This is a genomic window from Pseudohongiella sp. O18 (assembly GCF_021729085.1).
GTDB lineage: Bacteria > Pseudomonadota > Gammaproteobacteria > Pseudomonadales > Pseudohongiellaceae > Pseudohongiella.
Genome location: NZ_JAJSAR010000002.1, coordinates 1,220,593 through 1,236,485, shown reverse-complemented (window position 1 = coordinate 1,236,485; position 15,893 = coordinate 1,220,593). Strand labels below are relative to the sequence as shown.

Genomic DNA, 15,893 nt, shown 5'->3' with positions numbered 1-15,893 from the left:
GATGACGGAGCTGGTGCCGCTTTGGTATGCATTGTCTGCCGGCGGCATTGGTCTGTTTGGCGGTGTGCTGCTGAGCCTGCTCTGGAGTTCGCGCCGCGCGGCCGCCTACCGGGAGCACATCGTCCATTTGCAAACTCGCCTGGACGAAGAGCAGCGTCAAACCCTGGAAAAAATTCAGCTTCTGCAGCAATCCCGCGAAGAGCTTCGTCAACAGTTCCAACTGCTGGCCAATGATGTGCTGGATGACAAGAGCCGGCGTCTTGCCGAAGCAAGTCGTCAAAGTCTGGGTGAAATACTGCGTCCACTGCAGGAAAAAATCAGCGGTTTCGAGAAGCGGGTTGAAGAGACCTACAATCGCGAGGCCAGAGAGCGCTTTGCACTGGAGAAAGAAATTCGCCAGTTGCAGCAGCTCAATACACGCATCAGCGATGATGCCGTCAACCTGACCAAAGCGCTGCGTGGTGAGAACAAAACGCAGGGCGCCTGGGGCGAATACATCCTCAGTTCCATCCTGCAGGCATCCGGCCTGACAGAGGGACGCGAGTATCAGGTTCAGCAGAGTTTTCGCCAGGCCGATGATGATACCGGGCGGCAACGCAGTCAGCCCGATGTCATAGTGCAGCTGCCCGATAACCGGCAGATTGTCATAGACGCCAAAGTCTCAGTGACTGCCTATGAGCGCTACTGCAGCGCTGATGATGATGCCGAGCGAAACAGCGCGCTGAAACTTCATGTGCAGTCACTGCGCAATCATATTCGCCAGTTGAGTGACAAGCGCTATCAGGATCTGCCCGGTATTCAGTCACTGGACTTTGTGTTGCTGTTCATGCCGATTGAGCCCGCGTTCTCCGCCGCCCTTCAGCAGGAACCAGAGATATTTAATCAGGCCTTCGAACGCAACATCGTGCTGGTCAGTCCAAGCACATTGCTGGCCACGTTGCGCACGATTCACAATATCTGGCGCTATGAATATCAAAGCCGCAATGCGCAGGAGATCGCGCGGCAGGCGGGCGCGCTGTATGACAAATTTGTTGGTTTGCTGAGCGATCTGGATGATCTTGGCCGCAAGCTGGAGGCGGGGCAGAAGAGCTACGAATCGGTAGTCGGCAAACTCCAGACTGGCAAGGGCAATCTGATCGGGCGCGTCGAGCGATTAAAAACCCTGGGCGCCAGAGCCAGCAAGCAGATTGACGCGGACCGATTGGCCGAGGCCGACGAGCAGTTGCCCGCCCTGGATGATGATGAGAATTGAAATGAGTGCCACCGAAGAACTGATTGCATTTTTACCGTGCCGAACACCTCAGGCCTGGCTGGACTGGGCGCTGCAGAATCAGGACCTGCTGCTGATTGATCATGCCAATTGTGAGAAAAAGGCAGCCTCCAACGCCATGACCCTGATGTACCGTTATGTCAGCCATACCGAGCTGTTGACTAAAATGTCACAACTGGCACGTGAGGAGTTGCTGCACTTCGAACAGGTGGTCAACATCATGGCGCAGCGTGATATAGCCTATCAACGCATAGGCCCGTCACGCTATGCGGCCGGATTGCGGGAACATATGCGGACAGATCGCGACGGCACACTGATCGACGGACTGATTGTTGGCGCGATTGTCGAGGCACGCTCCTGCGAGCGCTTCGCCAGTCTGGCGCCATTGCTCGATGACACGCTGGCGAAATTTTACCGCAGCCTGTTGCGGTCCGAGGCACGTCACTTCCGGGATTATCTGTCTCTGGCTCAGCAATACAGTGATACACCGATTGATGAACACGTGGAAAGATTTCTGGCGGTTGAAAAACAGCTGATTGAATCAGTCGACGATCAGTTTCGTTTCCACAGTGGCGTGCCGGCTGTCACGACTGGCAATTCTCCGGGCTGATCAGGTTCTGCGCCAGTCTTTCTCTTAATGTTTCAAGCTGGTCGCAGGGAATTGCGGGGTTGCCAGTCAGCACTGCGCTGGTCAGCGTATCAATGACAAGCAGGCCGGAAATATCCTTCAACTGGTTGTCGGGCGCGTTGACAGAGGTCAGCCGTGGCAGCCGCTGCAAAGCATCAAGCGTTTCCAGCTCATTGCCAGAAAGGTCGATAAAGCGCAGACCCTCCAGAGCTTCTATACCTTCCAGGCTGGCAATCTCCAGTAGCGGGCAGGCGATCACACTGATCTGCTCTGGGTCGTTGAACTCATTCTGTCGCATGGTGACATTGATACAGCTTTGCAGGCCCGGGTCCGCGACTCGAACCACGCCACTGTAGGGTCGGGGGTCGTACAGCGTCTGCTGATTCACGCTGACCGAAAACTGCCTGCTGCAGGCGCCGAGCAACAGGACGCCAATAGCCATCGAGGTCAATAGCAAAGGAGATTTGGCCGCCCGCAAACAGCTGGATAACGTTGAGACCATAACGGCCGACTCCTGGGTCAGATGTTGAGCGCTTTCGGTGCGCTGTAAACCGGGATAAGTGCACAAGCTTAACGCATGCCCAGCCCCCGCGAAAGCACACTGGTAATCCATTCATAGTCAGTTTAGACTGCTCGGCGTACTTTAATCACCGCAACAGGAATCGTTTTATGCAAACTTTACGCGCCTCCAGCCTGGGGCTGGCAGTATCGCTGCTGATGTTCAACGCACCAGTGCACGCGCAGGACATTGACCTGACCGACCAGGATACCCAGATCAGTTACAGCGTTGGCGTCAACATTGGCCAAAACCTGATGATGCAGGGTCTGACCGACCAGATTGATATCGACGCTTTTATCGCGGGTCTGCGTGACATGGTCAATGGCGAACCGCAGATGACCGAAGATGAAATGATGAACGCACTGATGACCTTCCAGCAGCAGCTGATGGACGAACAGCAGGCGCAAGTCGAAGCATCGCGTGCAGAATCTGAAGCCTTCCTGGCTGAAAACGCCCAGCGCGAAGGTGTGATGACCACTGAATCGGGTCTGCAGTACGAAGTACTGGAGCGCGGTGATGGCAGTGGCGTATCTCCCACTGCAACTGACACTGTGACCGCCCACTACGAAGGCCGCTTTATCGATGGTGAAGTGTTCGACAGCTCCATCGCGCGTGGCGAGCCCGCTGAGTTTGCCCTGAACCAGGTCATACCTGGCTGGACCGAAGGCTTGCAGCTGATGCAGACAGGCGACACCTATCGTCTTTATATTCCTAGCGATCTTGGCTACGGTCCGGGTGGTTCAGGTCCAATCCCACCGTTTGCCACACTGGTGTTTGATGTTGAACTGTTAGAGGTTAACGGTCAGTAAGTGGATAAACAGCGATTCAATGACGGCTTGCTGCGTTTTCTGCAGCACTCGCCAAGTCCCTTTCATGCCGTCGAGACCATGCTGGCGGCATTGCAGGAAGCCGGGTTCGAACGCCTCAACGAGGAAGACGCCTGGCAGTTGCAGCCAAATCGTGCCTATGTACTGACCCGCAACGATTCGTCGATTATTGCCTTCGTGACGGGCGACGGCGATCCTGCTGAGTCAGGCGTCATGATGGCCGGTGCTCACACCGACAGCCCCTGTCTGAAAGTAAAACCTAACGCAGTGATGCGCAATGCCTCGGTTCTGCAGTTTGCAGTAGAGGTGTACGGTGGTGTGCTTTTGGCGCCATGGTTTGACCGTGACCTGTCTCTGGCTGGCCGGGTTGAATTCAGACGCAGGGACGGCACACTGGACGCGGCAACATTGAACTGGCAACGACCGATAGCAACGGTTCCCAGTCTGGCCATCCATCTGGATCGCGAAGCAAATCAGAACCGCAGCATCAATCCGCAAAAAGAAATGCCACCGGTGCTCGCTCTGTCAGCCGGTGACGGCAAATCCATCAAGGATTTTGACTTTGACGCGTTTCTTGTTGATGCACTGGCTGAGCAGCAGGGCATCAACGACGTAGACGCTGTGCTGGCACATGAGCTGTTCTTTTACGACACGCAGCCGCCTGCCCAGATTGGCCTGCACAATGAGTTTATCGCCTCGGCGCGACTGGACAATTTGCTCAGTTGCTATGTGTGTCTGGATGCAATCATTGAAGCAAAAAAATCGGGCAATGGTTTTGCATTGATGGTCTGCAACGATCACGAAGAAGTTGGCAGTGCGTCAGCCTGCGGCGCGCAGGGTCCCTTCCTGCGATCCGTGCTGGCAAGACTGTCAGCCCGCTTCAGTGACCGTGACGGCGAAACCGCAGGCAGTGCTGAAAGCATCGAACGCATGATTCGTCGCTCACTGTTCCTGTCTATAGACAACGCACACGGTCTGCATCCCAATTTCACAGAGAAACACGACGCCAACCACGGTCCCGTCCTTAACAAGGGGCCAGTGATCAAAATCAACGCCAACCAGCGCTACGCTACCAACAGTCGCACGCAGGCCAGATTCACGCAGTTGTGTGATGAGGTCGATGCGCCGGTGCAGCGCTTTGTTGTCCGCAGCGACATGGGTTGCGGCAGCACGATCGGGCCGATCACGGCGTCTGGTCTTGGGGTGGAGACGGTTGATGTGGGTGTGCCTACGTATGGGATGCACTCGATCCGGGAGCTGGCTGGCAGCGATGACGGCTGGCACCTCGCCCGGGCCCTGCGTCGCTTCTTTGTTCGTTGATCGTCGCTTTCGCCCTCGCCTGAGTTACTGAGATCTTGTATCTGTTGGGAGCGGCCCTTGTACCAAACGTCAGCTTCATCAACTCCGATCATGAAATTTCAGAACCGCATGCGGCAAATCGGCTAAGTCCTGGCCCTAGGTCTGAACTGCTGCCCCCGAAATTGCGATACGATGTCTTACGCTTATTGATTAGGGCATTCTTGCAAATCGAAATACGTTAACTCAGCCGCTGACTGTTCGCCATGGTCAACGTAGGCACAAGGGCAGGGAGGGGGGTATCAGCATCTCGCCCAATCAGGGCGCGTTTTATCCTTTTGCCTGGCGCCCGATCAGCGGGAGGACTGTTCGAGTCCCGAGCCCGCGTAGCGAGCGAGGTCGAGTTCCGCACCGCCGGGCGCCAGGTGAAAGGATGCGATCCGGGCGTGATCTGATACTTCCCTCCCGGACCGAAGCGCAATCACAGCGCTGGGTTCAGTTGCGGCGTTTGCGGAGGCGGCGGATGAAGCGGATGGGGTCTACGCAGTCGGCGGCGTCTTTTGGGAGTGGGCTGGGTTCGTTGCAGATCAGCGCAGCGAGGTGTTCCGCTGCCATGGGACAGCTGACCGTACCATGTGACCCATGACCGATGCTCATATACAGCCCTGGCAAGCGCTTCTCAGGCGCTTCTGTCTGCAGATGCCGCGTACTGCCGTATTGCTCCTCGGGCAGAACCGGATCGGGCACCTGGCCGATCAGCGGCATGAAGTCCAGCGAGCTGCCACGAAATGCCACCCGGCCCGCCAGAGGTGAGTCCTTACCGAGATCCAGCTCGCTGGCGATGACACCCAGTTTCTCCAGGTTCTCCTGATGTTCGGTTTCTGACAGTTCGGACGAGTCACTGTTTTTGACGTAGCTGGCGCCAACGCAATGCACGCCGTCAAACGCGGGAGCAAGGTAGCGCTCTGAACAGACAACACTGTTCAACTGGTTGCTGGTGCTGCTTGCCGGAATATGGCTGACCTGGCCCCTTAGTGGCTGGACCGGATAAAGCCCGGTCTGTTGCAGTGCGGTGGCGGAATAGCTGTTGGCGATGACCACGCAGGCGCTTTCGGCAATGAGATTGTTCTGGTCGTCATACAGTTGCCAGCGCTGCGTGTTCTCTGAAAACTGCAGCGCCGCTACTGAGGTATCTGTTTTTGTGCTGATCAATGGGTGATCCATACAGATCTGGCAGCTGGCTGCCGGGTTGATCCAGCCGCCGCCAGGCAGCCAGGTTCCGCCCTCATCAAGCGCGACACCGCCAAGTTGTTGTGTCTGTGCCGCCGTCACGGTCTGCAGGATCTGGGGCGAATAGTGTTCGTAAGTGTCGCAGCTGCTGTCGGAGCCGCGTGTGTTTCTGTAGGCACTGTCCAGAGTCAGCACGCCGCAGGGATTCCAATGCACCGCATTGTTGCTGGCGTTTGCCAGTGACTGATAGAAGCGCAGGGCATATAGATAGCTGTGTGTATTGAATGACCACAATTGATCCTGCTGCTTGTTGCGTCGCAGTTGCACTACGGCCTGCCGGTTGCCTGATGCGCCGCTGGCGGTTTGTGACTGTCTTTCCAGGACAGTTACTTTGACTCCGCGCGTGGCCAGCGCGTGGGCAACGGTGGCGCCGGCCAGTCCACTACCAATCACGATCGCTGATGCGGGCTTGCTTGATTCCTTCGATTGTCTGGCTTCGACGCTGTCCGCCTGACCTTGATACGCGGCAAACAGCATTTGCCGCTTGCTGCCAAAGCCGGGGCGTTTTTCCACACCAAAGCCCAGTTGCCGCAGATAGCGCACAACCCGACCGGTAACGCTGTAGCTGCTGAGTGTTGATCCGGGCCTGCAAAGGCGGCCTATGGTATCGAGCAAAGAGTCACTCCACAGTTCCGGGTTGCGCGTGGGGGTAAAACCGTCCAGAAACCAGGCGTCGACGCTGGCGTTCTGGTTGCTCTGCATGTTAAGCGCAGTCAGTGCGTCACCGTAGTACAGGTCAAGTGTGATATCAGTCAGCGGAAGCCTGTGATACCCGGCAGTGTGATCGGGGTACAGTGGCAGCAATTTATCGCGCCACTCCGCCAGCTCGGGCCACTGTTGCAGTGCTTTTTTTAATGCGGACAGAGTCAGCGGGTGTTTCTCGCAGCTGATGTAGTGAAGCCGCAGATTCCTGCAGTCCGCCTGCTGCCAGAGTCGCCAGGTACATAAAAAGTTCAGTCCGGTGCCAAAACCCAGTTCTGCGATGACAAAAACGGCTTTTTCTCCGCTGCGCTTCAGCTCCGCATCCTGCCGCTGCCAGCGCCCGAGCAGGTCATTTGCCCGCAGGAATACGTGATGGGTTTCGGCCAGTCCGCCCTCACGGGAAAAATAAACGTCAGCGTACTCAGGAGAGTACGGAGCGCCATCTTCCTGCCACTGAAGCTGTGCGTTGGAAAGCGTGCTGTTATCGGTTGTGGACTGGTCAGACATGGGCGGTCGTGTGAGGATTTTTGTCGGGTGATTGCGGTAAAGGGGGCTATTGTACTGGAAACAGGCACGATTGGCCGACAATTAGGTTGACGCTGAAGTGTGTAAACAGGGGCTCAGTGGTGTAAAATGCGCCTCTTTCCCAAGATACACGACCCGCACTTACGATTCAGCGACAGGATGACCAATGGAAATCAACCCCTTGCTCCAGAAAATCAAAGACTTCACCGAGCGGACCAATACGCTCAGGGGGTATCTTTGACTACGATACCAAGAAAGAACGCCTGACAGAGGTTGAGCTGGAGCTGGGTGAATCGGCTGTCTGGGACAAGCCGGAATACGCACAGGAGCTGGGGCGCGAGCGCGCCAATCTGGAACGTGTTGTAGGTACCATAGATTCGCTGTACACGGGTCTGTCTGACAATAAAGAACTTTTGCAGCTCGCCCAGGAAGAGGGCGACCAGGACCTCTTTACTGAAGTTGGTAATGAACTGGGCCGGCTGGAAACAGAACTCAATGCGCTGGAATTCCGCCGCATGTTCTCTGGCAAAATGGATCCCAACAGTGCCTTCCTGGAAATTCAGGCTGGCTCTGGTGGTACCGAAGCTCAGGACTGGGCCGAGATGCTCATGCGCATGTATATGCGCTGGGGTGAAGACAAGGGCTTTAACGTGGAAGTCATGGAAGTCTCCCCGGGTGAAGTGGCTGGTATCAAGGGCGCGACGCTGTTTTTTGGTGGTGAATACGCCTTTGGCTGGCTGCGCACGGAAACCGGCGTGCATCGCCTGGTTCGCAAGTCGCCGTTTGACTCGGGTAACCGACGCCATACTTCCTTCTCGTCAGTGTTTGTGTCGCCGGAAATCGACGATGACATCGAGATTGATCTGGACATGTCGCAGGTCCGTGTCGATACCTACCGCTCCAGTGGCGCCGGTGGCCAGCACGTTAATACCACTGACTCCGCGATTCGACTGACGCACCTGCCGAGCGGCATCGTGGTGCAGTGTCAGAACCAGCGTTCGCAGCACAAGAACAAGGATCAGGCGATCAAACAACTGAAAGCCAAGCTCTATGAGATGGAAGAGCTGAAACGTCGTGAAGAGGCGCAGGCGGTAGAAGCCGAAAAAGCCGACATTGGCTGGGGCAGTCAGATCCGATCCTATGTTCTTGACCAGTCACGTATCAAGGACCTGCGTACCAACGTGGAGAACACCAACACCGGTGCCGTTCTGGACGGTGACCTGGACCGCTTTATTGAAGCCAGCCTGAAAATGGGACTGTAAACAGATGAGTGATAGCAACGATCAAAACAATGCCGCCAGCCAGGCTCAGGCTGCACAGGAAGAAAACAAACTGATTGCGCAGCGCCGTGACAAACTGCACGCCATTCAGCGCAGCCGCAATGCGTTTCCAAACACCTTCCGTCGCGATGCAATGGCCGCCGACCTGCACCAGCAGTACGCCGAGAATACCCGCGAAGAGCTTGAATCACTGGCCCGCAAGGTCAAGGTTGCAGGCAGGTTGATTCGCCAGCGTGGACCTTTCCTGGTGATTCAGGACGCCAGTGATGCCATTCAGCTTTATGTCAATCACAAGGCCCTGCCGGCAGAAATGATGGCCGAAATCAAGGATCTGGATCTGGGTGATATTGTTGGTGTGAGCGGCGAAATGTTTCGTACCGGTAAAGGTGAGCTGACAGTGAACGTTGAGTCGCTGCAGCTGCTGACCAAGGCGCTGCGCCCCCTGCCTGACAAGTGGAAGGGCCTGACGGATACCGAAGTCCGTTATCGCCAGCGTTACGTTGACCTGATTGCCAACGAAGAGTCGCGTCGCACATTCATGTTGCGCTCAAAGCTGATCAACAGCATGCGCAACTACTTCCAGAAGCACAACTTCATGGAAGTGGAAACTCCAATGATGCAGGTGATCCCCGGTGGCGCCACGGCCAAGCCCTTTGTCACCCATCACAATGCGCTGGATCAGACCATGTACCTGCGAATTGCACCGGAGCTTTATCTGAAGCGACTGGTCGTTGGCGGTTTTGAGCGGGTTTTTGAAATCAACCGGAACTTCCGTAATGAAGGTCTGTCGACACGCCACAACCCAGAGTTCACGATGGTCGAGTTCTATCAGGCCTATGCCGACTATCACGATCTGATGGATTTTACTGAAGACATGCTGCGTACGCTGGCTGTCGAAGTGCTGGGTACAACCGAAATCGAGTACCAGGGCCTCAAGATCAATCTGGGCGAGCCATTTGCGCGGCTGCCAGTAAAAGACTCAATCCTCAAGCATTGCCAGGGCGTTACGGCCGAGCAGCTGGAGTCCCGTCCAGCGGCCGTCGAGCTGGCGAAATCATTTGGCATCAAAGTCGATGATGGCTGGGGGCTGGGTCGCATCATGATGGAAATATTCGACGAGAAAGTTGAGCACCATCTGCTGCAGCCAACCTTTATCACCGAATACCCCACTGAGGTGTCACCACTGGCGCGTCGCAATGATGATAACCCCGACGTCACCGATCGTTTTGAACTGATCATCGGTGGTCGCGAGCTCGCCAATGGTTTCTCCGAGCTTAATGATGCCGAGGACCAGGCCGCACGCTTCCGTGAGCAGGTTGAACAGAAAGATGCCGGTGATGACGAAGCCATGCACTACGATGCGGACTACATTACGGCGCTGGAGTACGGACTGCCACCAACAGCGGGTGAGGGCATCGGTGTCGATCGACTGGTCATGCTGTTTACTGACGCACCATCCATCCGAGATGTGCTGCTGTTCCCTCACATGCGACCTGCCAAGGACTGATGACTGGCATGACTGAACAGACTCGCGACATTCAGCTGGAGCCCAGTTGGAAGGACGAGCTGGCAGGTGAGTTCGACAAACCCTATATGCAATCCCTGCGGCAGTTTCTGCTGCAGGAAAAGCAGCAGGGGCAGCAGATATTTCCACCCGGCAACCAGATTTTTAATGCGTTGAACACCACGCCGTTTGATAAAGTCCGCGTGGTGATTCTTGGTCAGGACCCCTATCATGGACCTGACCAGGCGCATGGTCTGTGTTTCTCGGTCCAGCAGGATGTTGCGGTGCCGCCGTCTCTACAGAACATCTACAAAGAGCTGCATGCGGACCTGGGTTTGCCAGTGCCTTCACACGGTAATCTCATGCAATGGGCAGAGCAGGGTGTGCTACTGCTTAATGCGGTTCTGACAGTGCGCGCCGGTCAGGCGAATTCGCATCAGGGCAAAGGCTGGGAGCACTTCACGGATCGTATTGTTGAGCTATTGAATGAGCGCCGTGAGCACCTGGTATTCATGCTGTGGGGCAGTTACGCGCAGCGCAAAGGTGCGATGATCGACAGGAAAAGACATTTGGTACTTAGCTCGCCACACCCGTCGCCGCTTTCGGCGCATCGCGGCTTTCTGGGGAATCGACACTTCTCAAAAGCCAACCAGTACCTGCAACAACAACAGTTGGCCAGTATCGACTGGCAGATTCGCTAAGCCAGAACGGAGATCCTTATGTCAGAAGCACTCGCCAGCAATCACTGTATCGTCATTGGTGCCAGTCATGCGGGATCACAACTCGCCGTTCATCTGCGTAAAAGTGGCTGGACTGGAAAGATCACATTGATCGGGGATGAGCCCCAGCTGCCGTATCACCGTCCGCCGCTGTCCAAGGCTGTCATGTCCGGAGAAAAAAGTGCAGAGCAGATTCTTTTGCGGCCCGAGCAGATGTATCAGGCGCAGAATATCGACCTGCGATTGAACACTCGTGTGGCGGCCATCCTGCCTCAGGAGAAGCGTGTCCAACTGACAACGGGTGAATCACTGGCTTACGACAAGCTGGCCCTGTGCACCGGCGCAAGACCCATTCATCTTCCCCTGGGGGATGGGCTGGATGGTGTCTGTTACCTGCGCACGCTGGCCGACGTTGAGGCGATTCGCGCCAGGCTGGACCAGGTGGCCGATGTCGTGGTGATCGGAGCTGGCTATATCGGTCTGGAAGCAGCCGCAGTGCTGCGCAAACTGGGTAAGCAGGTAACTGTGCTGGAACGCGAGAGTCGCGTGCTCAAGCGGGTGACAGGCGAGCAGATGTCAGACTTCTTTGCCAGGCTGCATGAACAACACGGCGTGCAGCTGCGCTGCAATGCCGAAGTTGTAGCCATCAACGGTCGTGGGCAGGTGGATTCCGTCAGTTGTGCCGATGGTCGCACCATCAAGGCGCAGATGGTAATCGTCGGTGTGGGTGTGGTGCCCGAGACGTCTCTGGCCGAGTCTGCCGAGCTGCGCATAGAAAATGGTATTTATGTTGATGAACATTCGCGCACCAGCGACCCTGATATTTTTGCTGCGGGCGATTGCACTTCGCATCCCAGTGAGTTGTATCAACGTCGTGTCCGGCTGGAGTCGGTGCAGAATGCCAATGATCAGTCGCGCGTGGCCGCTGCCAATATCTGTGGTGGCACTGAAGTGTATCACGTGACCCCATGGTTCTGGTCAGATCAGTATGATGTGAAGCTGCAGTCAGTGGGTCTGTGCCATGGCTATGATGAGGTGCAAACCGATGGGGCGCCGGATACCGCAGTGGAAGAGGGGATGGTGGTCAAGTATTACAGGGAAGGCAAACTGATCGCTGCGGATTGCATAAATCGCGCGCGCGACTTTATGGCGATCAAAAAGGAAATGGTCTGAACTCAGGGTCGCTCTTTAAAGCGATGAGACAATTCAGCCTTGATGCGCCAGTGTGTCCGCGGGACTTTAATCTCTACTAGTCAGCGCCATTATAGATGCAGCCACTGGTGCAGGTTTCGCGTATTTCCACACGCACCAGTTGCGGTAGCGTCGGGCGAAGTTTTCGCCAGATCCAGCGTGCAATATTTTCACTGGTCGGATTGTCGAGACCAGGAATGTCGTTGAGGTAATGATGATCGAGTTGTTCCCAGACAGGTTTGAATGCCGACTTGATATCACCAAAGTCCATGACCCAGCCACTGCGCTCACCAACTGGCCCGGCGACGACCAGCCTGACCTGAAATGAGTGCCCATGCAGGCGCGCGCATTTGTGTCCCTCGGGGACATTGGGCAGCCGATGGGCAGCTTCGAAGTTGAACTCTTTGTAGATTTCCATGGGTCGGGTATGGCCGATTGACGTAAAATTTTTGAGGGCCAAAATGGTACCGTTAACCGCCCGGAATTGATAGACAGAAAATCTTAAATTTTATTTGACATGCCAGCTCAAGTCGGTAAAATGCGCGTCACTCAACACAGCGGGTGGTTAGCTCAGTTGGTAGAGCGTCGCCCTTACAAGGCGAATGTCGGGGGTTCAAATCCCTCACCACCCACCAGACAAACAGTGACGTTGTCTGATCATTCGCAGTGTTGTGTGTCGCGGACCGGTAGTTCAGCTGGTTAGAATGCCGGCCTGTCACGCCGGAGGTCGCGGGTTCGAGTCCCGTCCGGTCCGCCATTGAATTCCCAAAAAAGCCGTTGCCTGCCAACGGCTTTTTTATTGCCGGTCCATTAAATCTTGCCGGTCAGCCATGATTGACTCCCCCGATTTCAGCCAGGTTCCTGTTACCCAGATAAACGATGCACGATTGCTGCGTCGCGATGTGCAGTTGCGCCTGTTCAGACTGGATCTTGTTGACCGGGTTCTTGGTGGCAACAAATGGTTCAAGCTGTATCAGAATCTGACGCAGGCCCGTCAGGCCGGCGCGACGACGCTGCTGAGTTTTGGTGGCGCCTGGTCCAATCACCTTTGTGCGCTTGCCGAGGCGGGTCAGCGTTACGGGTTCAGGACTATTGGCATTATCAGGGGCGAGTTGCCCGACTCACTCAATCCGGCTCTGCAGTTTGTCATTTCCAGAGGCATGCACCTTGTGCCTGTCAGCCGCACAGACTACCGACAGCGCCATGATCCTGTCTTCATAAAACAACTTCTTGATCAGCATGGCCCCGCCTGGGTGATACCTGAGGGAGGCGCCAATCTGGCGGGTGTCGGAGGCTGCAAGCGCCTCGCGAGTCTGCTGCTTGAACAGGTCGCCGATCTCGCTGGCAGTGAAATCTGTCTGGCCTGCGGCACGGCAACTACGCTGGCGGGTCTGGTAGCCGGTCTGCAGAGCAGCAGTCTGTCGCCGGCCACAAAGATCACCGGGCACGTGGTGCTCAAAGGGGGCGAACCGCTGACCGCCGAGGTTGCTGGCTGGTTGCAGCAACTGGGTGCCGATCCTCATGACGCAAACTGGTGCCTGGATACGCAGGATGCTCATTTTGGTGGATATGCCAAACAGCCTCAGTCGCTGCTGGACTTCATCGCGGACTTTTCGGCACAACATGACGTTCCTCTGGAGCCTGTCTACTCCGGACGGCTGCTGGCAGCCATATTCACCAGGTTGGAGCGGGGTGATTATCCGCCCGGTACGCGCCTGCTGGCACTGCATACGGGTGGTCTGCTGGCTGCCAATGTGCCCCGTTCGACAGATTAGTGGAAAATTTTCCCACGCCGGGTTAAGCTGCCCCAGATATGCGAAATGGCGTGTTAATTATGGCAATCAGCCACCCTCAATCAGTTTCCGGCAGGACGCTCAGCGTTCCGGACCAGTGCAAGGCACGGTTCCGTCGCGCTGTGCTGTGTGTTTGCGGTCTGTCTCTGCTGATCGCGGGCCTGCTGCTGACACCCGTGGCGCCGGCCCTGGCGGATACCACTCCAGAGGATCACAGCCTTACTTTTCCGGTTGCTGATCTGGAACTGCTCAGAGAAGGAAGTACTCTCGAATTTCGACTGCCAACACACGAACAATCACTGGCAGTGCTTATTGAACAGGACCAGCACTACATCAATGGTGACCGCGTCATCAGCGGACACGATGCCGGTAACAATGCCAGCCTGATCATCACGCTGAATCGCGAAGTGGCATTCGCCGAGATCCAGATCAATGACGAACGCTGGCTGTTTGACGGCGCGCGAGATAACGATGTTGTGACGGGGCGCTTTTACCAACCGGACGAGGCGCGACTGGCGGCCACGCATAGTGACTTCGTGGTGCCGGGCAGACACGATCTGGCGCCGGTACATCGGGTTGCCCGCGAGCCGCAGGCAAATCCTAAACCAATGACCAATGCAGGTGACAGCGCCGGACCCACACAGGCCAACAGCACGCAGCAGGTCGAAATCTCCCAGCAGTTCAGCCGTGATGTTGTATTTGTCGGGCAGTCGGCGGAGCTGGAAGTGACATTAACGCTCACCAATCGCAGCAACCGCAGCCTCAATGGCCTGGAAGCCGACGTCTATTTTATTCTGGAAGATGCACAACTTGTGCGGGCGCCGGCCTGTCAGTCCATCTGGACCCGCGCATCGCCCAGCCAGCACATCCTGAATTGCCGCCTGCCAGACGCGCTGGCACCCGGTGCGTCGCGCTCACTCAGTTATGTGGTGCGCGTTGATGCCAAAGCGCAGCCAATGCGCCTGCTAAGCACCGTCTATGTAGGACAGACGCGTCAGGATAGCTGGATTAATGTGGTCAACGATGTCACTGGCGGCGGTAACGGTCAGAGCGCATTTAACGCCGCCCTTGCTGGCCGCGTGCCCGAAGACCCGCTGGGGCACGTCGTGGTTGATGTCATGGCCCTGTTTACCCCGGATGTGGTTGCCCAGTACGGCGCCAATGCCGCTACTCGAATCAATCAGATGATCAGCGTTGCCAATCAGATTTACCAGAACAGCGGCGTTGGCATCACGCTGCGCCCGGTTTACCACGGGCAGGTCAACTACCCGGGACGCGAAGTGGACTTCCATACCCAGCTGGAACAACTGACGAATGGCAGTCATTCTGCATTTGCTGAGATACCACAGTTGCGTCAGCGCTACGGCGCTGACCTGGTGGTTCTGTTTCGGCCAATGACCTCACGCGGCGAGCTCTGTGGTCTGGCGAACCTGGGTGGCTACAGAAGCTATGGCGATATGACAGCCTTCGCGGATCGTGACTACGCTTTTTCCCTGGTGGGCATTGATTGCCCGGTCAGCAGTGTCCTGGTACATGAAATAGGGCATAACATGGGTCTGACACACTCGCATCGGCAGGACGGTGAGGGCGGCACTTTCCCCTATGCCACCGGTCACGCGGTAGAAAACCAGTTTGCGACTGTCATGGCCAGCCCGTCTCTTTTCGGCAGCGCCAGGCGGGTGTCTCTGTTCTCCAGTCCGACTCTTGATTGTGGCGGCGGCCAGCCCTGTGGTGTTGACCATCGTGACCGGCAGCGTGGCGCCGATGCCGTTCGAGCCCTGAATCTGGTCCGCTACCAGATTGCTGACTACATGCCGGTCACCGTGCCGGAGCTGCCATCCAGGCTGGTTGCCAACCTCAGTGGTCGCGAGACCTCAGCCCGGATTGCCCTGGCAGCCACCGTCGACAAAGGTCTGAATTACACCTACCGTGTGACGCCCAGCCAGCGCATGGATGTCACTGCTGATTTTTATATTGATCCGGCTCACGTCGGGCGTGCCGGCCAGTTCCACATGGTGGCTGACCTGAGCTCGGCCGGTTTTGGTATTGTGCAATTAAACCAGAAGGGCGAAATATTCGACTGGGACGGCAGTGCTGCAGATCTGGTTGCCTATCGTGAAGCTGAGACTCTCAAGCCGGTAGAGTACCTGCGTGTTCTGCAGGACTTTCAGCCGCTGCCGGAGCTGGTTGGCCACCCGCTGGTAATCTTTATGGCCTATCAACTGCTGGACACCGGTGAGGTCATCTATACCGAAGAGCCGCTGGTCGTCCATATTGATCCGGTGCCCTGAGCTCACGCCCACCGCCGG

At 56.4% G+C, this 15,893-nt stretch carries 13 protein-coding genes and 2 tRNA genes; 12 read left to right on the top strand and 3 right to left on the bottom strand.

All coding sequences use genetic code 11. From position 1 onward, the window contains the following. Position 1: 1 nt before the first annotated feature. On the top strand, positions 2–1,252 hold the full coding sequence (locus LVD14_RS12885; RefSeq protein ID WP_237134467.1) for a DNA recombination protein RmuC: 1,251 nt from the start codon (positions 2–4) through the stop codon (positions 1,250–1,252). A 1-nt stretch (position 1,253) separates the two neighbouring features. Then, positions 1,254–1,880: a tRNA-(ms[2]io[6]A)-hydroxylase gene (locus LVD14_RS12880; RefSeq protein WP_237134466.1), complete on the top strand. Its 627-nt coding sequence runs from the start codon at positions 1,254–1,256 to the stop codon at positions 1,878–1,880. Here the strand turns inward: LVD14_RS12880 and LVD14_RS12875 are convergent. Then, the gene (locus LVD14_RS12875; RefSeq protein WP_237134465.1) at positions 1,855–2,400 is read right to left on the bottom strand and encodes a hypothetical protein; all 546 of its coding nucleotides are present in this window, start codon (positions 2,398–2,400) and stop codon (positions 1,855–1,857) included. The genes LVD14_RS12880 and LVD14_RS12875 overlap by 26 nt on opposite strands. Before the next feature lie 167 nt (positions 2,401–2,567). Here LVD14_RS12875 and LVD14_RS12870 point away from each other — a divergent pair, with 167 nt between their 5' ends. Continuing rightward, positions 2,568–3,266 (top strand): FKBP-type peptidyl-prolyl cis-trans isomerase, encoded by a 699-nt coding sequence (locus LVD14_RS12870; RefSeq protein WP_237134464.1) that lies wholly within the window; start codon positions 2,568–2,570, stop codon positions 3,264–3,266. Beyond that, entirely contained in the window at positions 3,267–4,604 is a 1,338-nt protein-coding gene (locus LVD14_RS12865; RefSeq protein ID WP_237134463.1) for a M18 family aminopeptidase, read from the top strand. Between the two features lie 471 nt (positions 4,605–5,075). Here the strand turns inward: LVD14_RS12865 and mnmC are convergent, their stop codons facing one another. Continuing rightward, positions 5,076–7,079, bottom strand: a complete 2,004-nt coding sequence (mnmC, locus tag LVD14_RS12860; protein ID WP_237134462.1) for a bifunctional tRNA (5-methylaminomethyl-2-thiouridine)(34)-methyltransferase MnmD/FAD-dependent 5-carboxymethylaminomethyl-2-thiouridine(34) oxidoreductase MnmC — start codon at positions 7,077–7,079, stop codon at positions 5,076–5,078. Positions 7,080–7,263: 184 nt separating this feature from the next. Between mnmC and prfB the strand changes: the two genes are divergently transcribed. The 4 genes from prfB (at position 7,264) to LVD14_RS12840 (ending at position 11,773) form a co-directional block, all read left to right on the top strand. Next, positions 7,264–8,359 (top strand): peptide chain release factor 2 gene (gene prfB, locus LVD14_RS12855; protein WP_237134461.1). Its coding sequence is split into 2 segments (ribosomal slippage): positions 7,264–7,335 and positions 7,337–8,359, totalling 1,095 coding nucleotides; the frame shifts between segments, so codons are not numbered across the junction. Positions 8,360–8,363: 4 nt separating this feature from the next. Continuing rightward, on the top strand, positions 8,364–9,884 hold the full coding sequence (lysS, locus tag LVD14_RS12850; protein WP_237134460.1) for a lysine--tRNA ligase: 1,521 nt from the start codon (positions 8,364–8,366) through the stop codon (positions 9,882–9,884). Positions 9,885–9,892: 8 nt separating this feature from the next. After that, the gene (gene ung, locus LVD14_RS12845; protein WP_237134459.1) at positions 9,893–10,582 is read left to right on the top strand and encodes a uracil-DNA glycosylase; all 690 of its coding nucleotides are present in this window, start codon (positions 9,893–9,895) and stop codon (positions 10,580–10,582) included. Positions 10,583–10,600: 18 nt separating this feature from the next. Further along, positions 10,601–11,773: an NAD(P)/FAD-dependent oxidoreductase gene (locus LVD14_RS12840; RefSeq protein ID WP_237134458.1), complete on the top strand. Its 1,173-nt coding sequence runs from the start codon at positions 10,601–10,603 to the stop codon at positions 11,771–11,773. A 76-nt stretch (positions 11,774–11,849) separates the two neighbouring features. Here LVD14_RS12840 and queD read toward each other — a convergent pair whose 3' ends face one another. Beyond that, positions 11,850–12,209 (bottom strand): 6-carboxytetrahydropterin synthase QueD, encoded by a 360-nt coding sequence (queD, locus tag LVD14_RS12835; protein WP_237134457.1) that lies wholly within the window; start codon positions 12,207–12,209, stop codon positions 11,850–11,852. 141 nt (positions 12,210–12,350) lie between these two features. Here queD and LVD14_RS12830 point away from each other — a divergent pair. The 4 genes from LVD14_RS12830 to LVD14_RS12815 all read left to right on the top strand — a co-directional run bounded on the left by LVD14_RS12830 (position 12,351) and on the right by LVD14_RS12815 (position 15,875). Continuing rightward, positions 12,351–12,426 (top strand) — tRNA-Val (locus tag LVD14_RS12830). A gap of 45 nt (positions 12,427–12,471) precedes the next feature. After that, positions 12,472–12,548 (top strand) — tRNA-Asp (locus LVD14_RS12825). 73 nt (positions 12,549–12,621) lie between these two features. Beyond that, the gene (locus LVD14_RS12820; protein WP_237134456.1) at positions 12,622–13,566 is read left to right on the top strand and encodes a 1-aminocyclopropane-1-carboxylate deaminase/D-cysteine desulfhydrase; all 945 of its coding nucleotides are present in this window, start codon (positions 12,622–12,624) and stop codon (positions 13,564–13,566) included. A 59-nt stretch (positions 13,567–13,625) separates the two neighbouring features. Continuing rightward, complete coding sequence (locus tag LVD14_RS12815) at positions 13,626–15,875, top strand: M12 family metallo-peptidase (RefSeq protein ID WP_237134455.1); 2,250 nt, start codon at positions 13,626–13,628, stop codon at positions 15,873–15,875. Positions 15,876–15,893 lie beyond the last annotated feature (18 nt).

What these genes read in the sequence shown, in the direction of transcription:
- LVD14_RS12815 (WP_237134455.1), top strand. Translation starts at nt 13,626, where the DNA reads ATGGCAATCAGCCACCCTCAATCAGTTTCCGGCAGGACGCTCAGCGTT.
- queD (WP_237134457.1), bottom strand. Translation starts at nt 12,209, where the DNA reads ATGGAAATCTACAAAGAGTTCAACTTCGAAGCTGCCCATCGGCTGCCC.
- lysS (WP_237134460.1), top strand. Translation starts at nt 8,364, where the DNA reads ATGAGTGATAGCAACGATCAAAACAATGCCGCCAGCCAGGCTCAGGCT.
- LVD14_RS12885 (WP_237134467.1), top strand. Translation starts at nt 2, where the DNA reads ATGACGGAGCTGGTGCCGCTTTGGTATGCATTGTCTGCCGGCGGCATT.
- LVD14_RS12875 (WP_237134465.1), bottom strand. Translation starts at nt 2,400, where the DNA reads ATGGTCTCAACGTTATCCAGCTGTTTGCGGGCGGCCAAATCTCCTTTG.
- LVD14_RS12820 (WP_237134456.1), top strand. Translation starts at nt 12,622, where the DNA reads ATGATTGACTCCCCCGATTTCAGCCAGGTTCCTGTTACCCAGATAAAC.
- ung (WP_237134459.1), top strand. Translation starts at nt 9,893, where the DNA reads ATGACTGAACAGACTCGCGACATTCAGCTGGAGCCCAGTTGGAAGGAC.
- mnmC (WP_237134462.1), bottom strand. Translation starts at nt 7,079, where the DNA reads ATGTCTGACCAGTCCACAACCGATAACAGCACGCTTTCCAACGCACAG.
- LVD14_RS12880 (WP_237134466.1), top strand. Translation starts at nt 1,254, where the DNA reads ATGAGTGCCACCGAAGAACTGATTGCATTTTTACCGTGCCGAACACCT.
- LVD14_RS12870 (WP_237134464.1), top strand. Translation starts at nt 2,568, where the DNA reads ATGCAAACTTTACGCGCCTCCAGCCTGGGGCTGGCAGTATCGCTGCTG.
- LVD14_RS12840 (WP_237134458.1), top strand. Translation starts at nt 10,601, where the DNA reads ATGTCAGAAGCACTCGCCAGCAATCACTGTATCGTCATTGGTGCCAGT.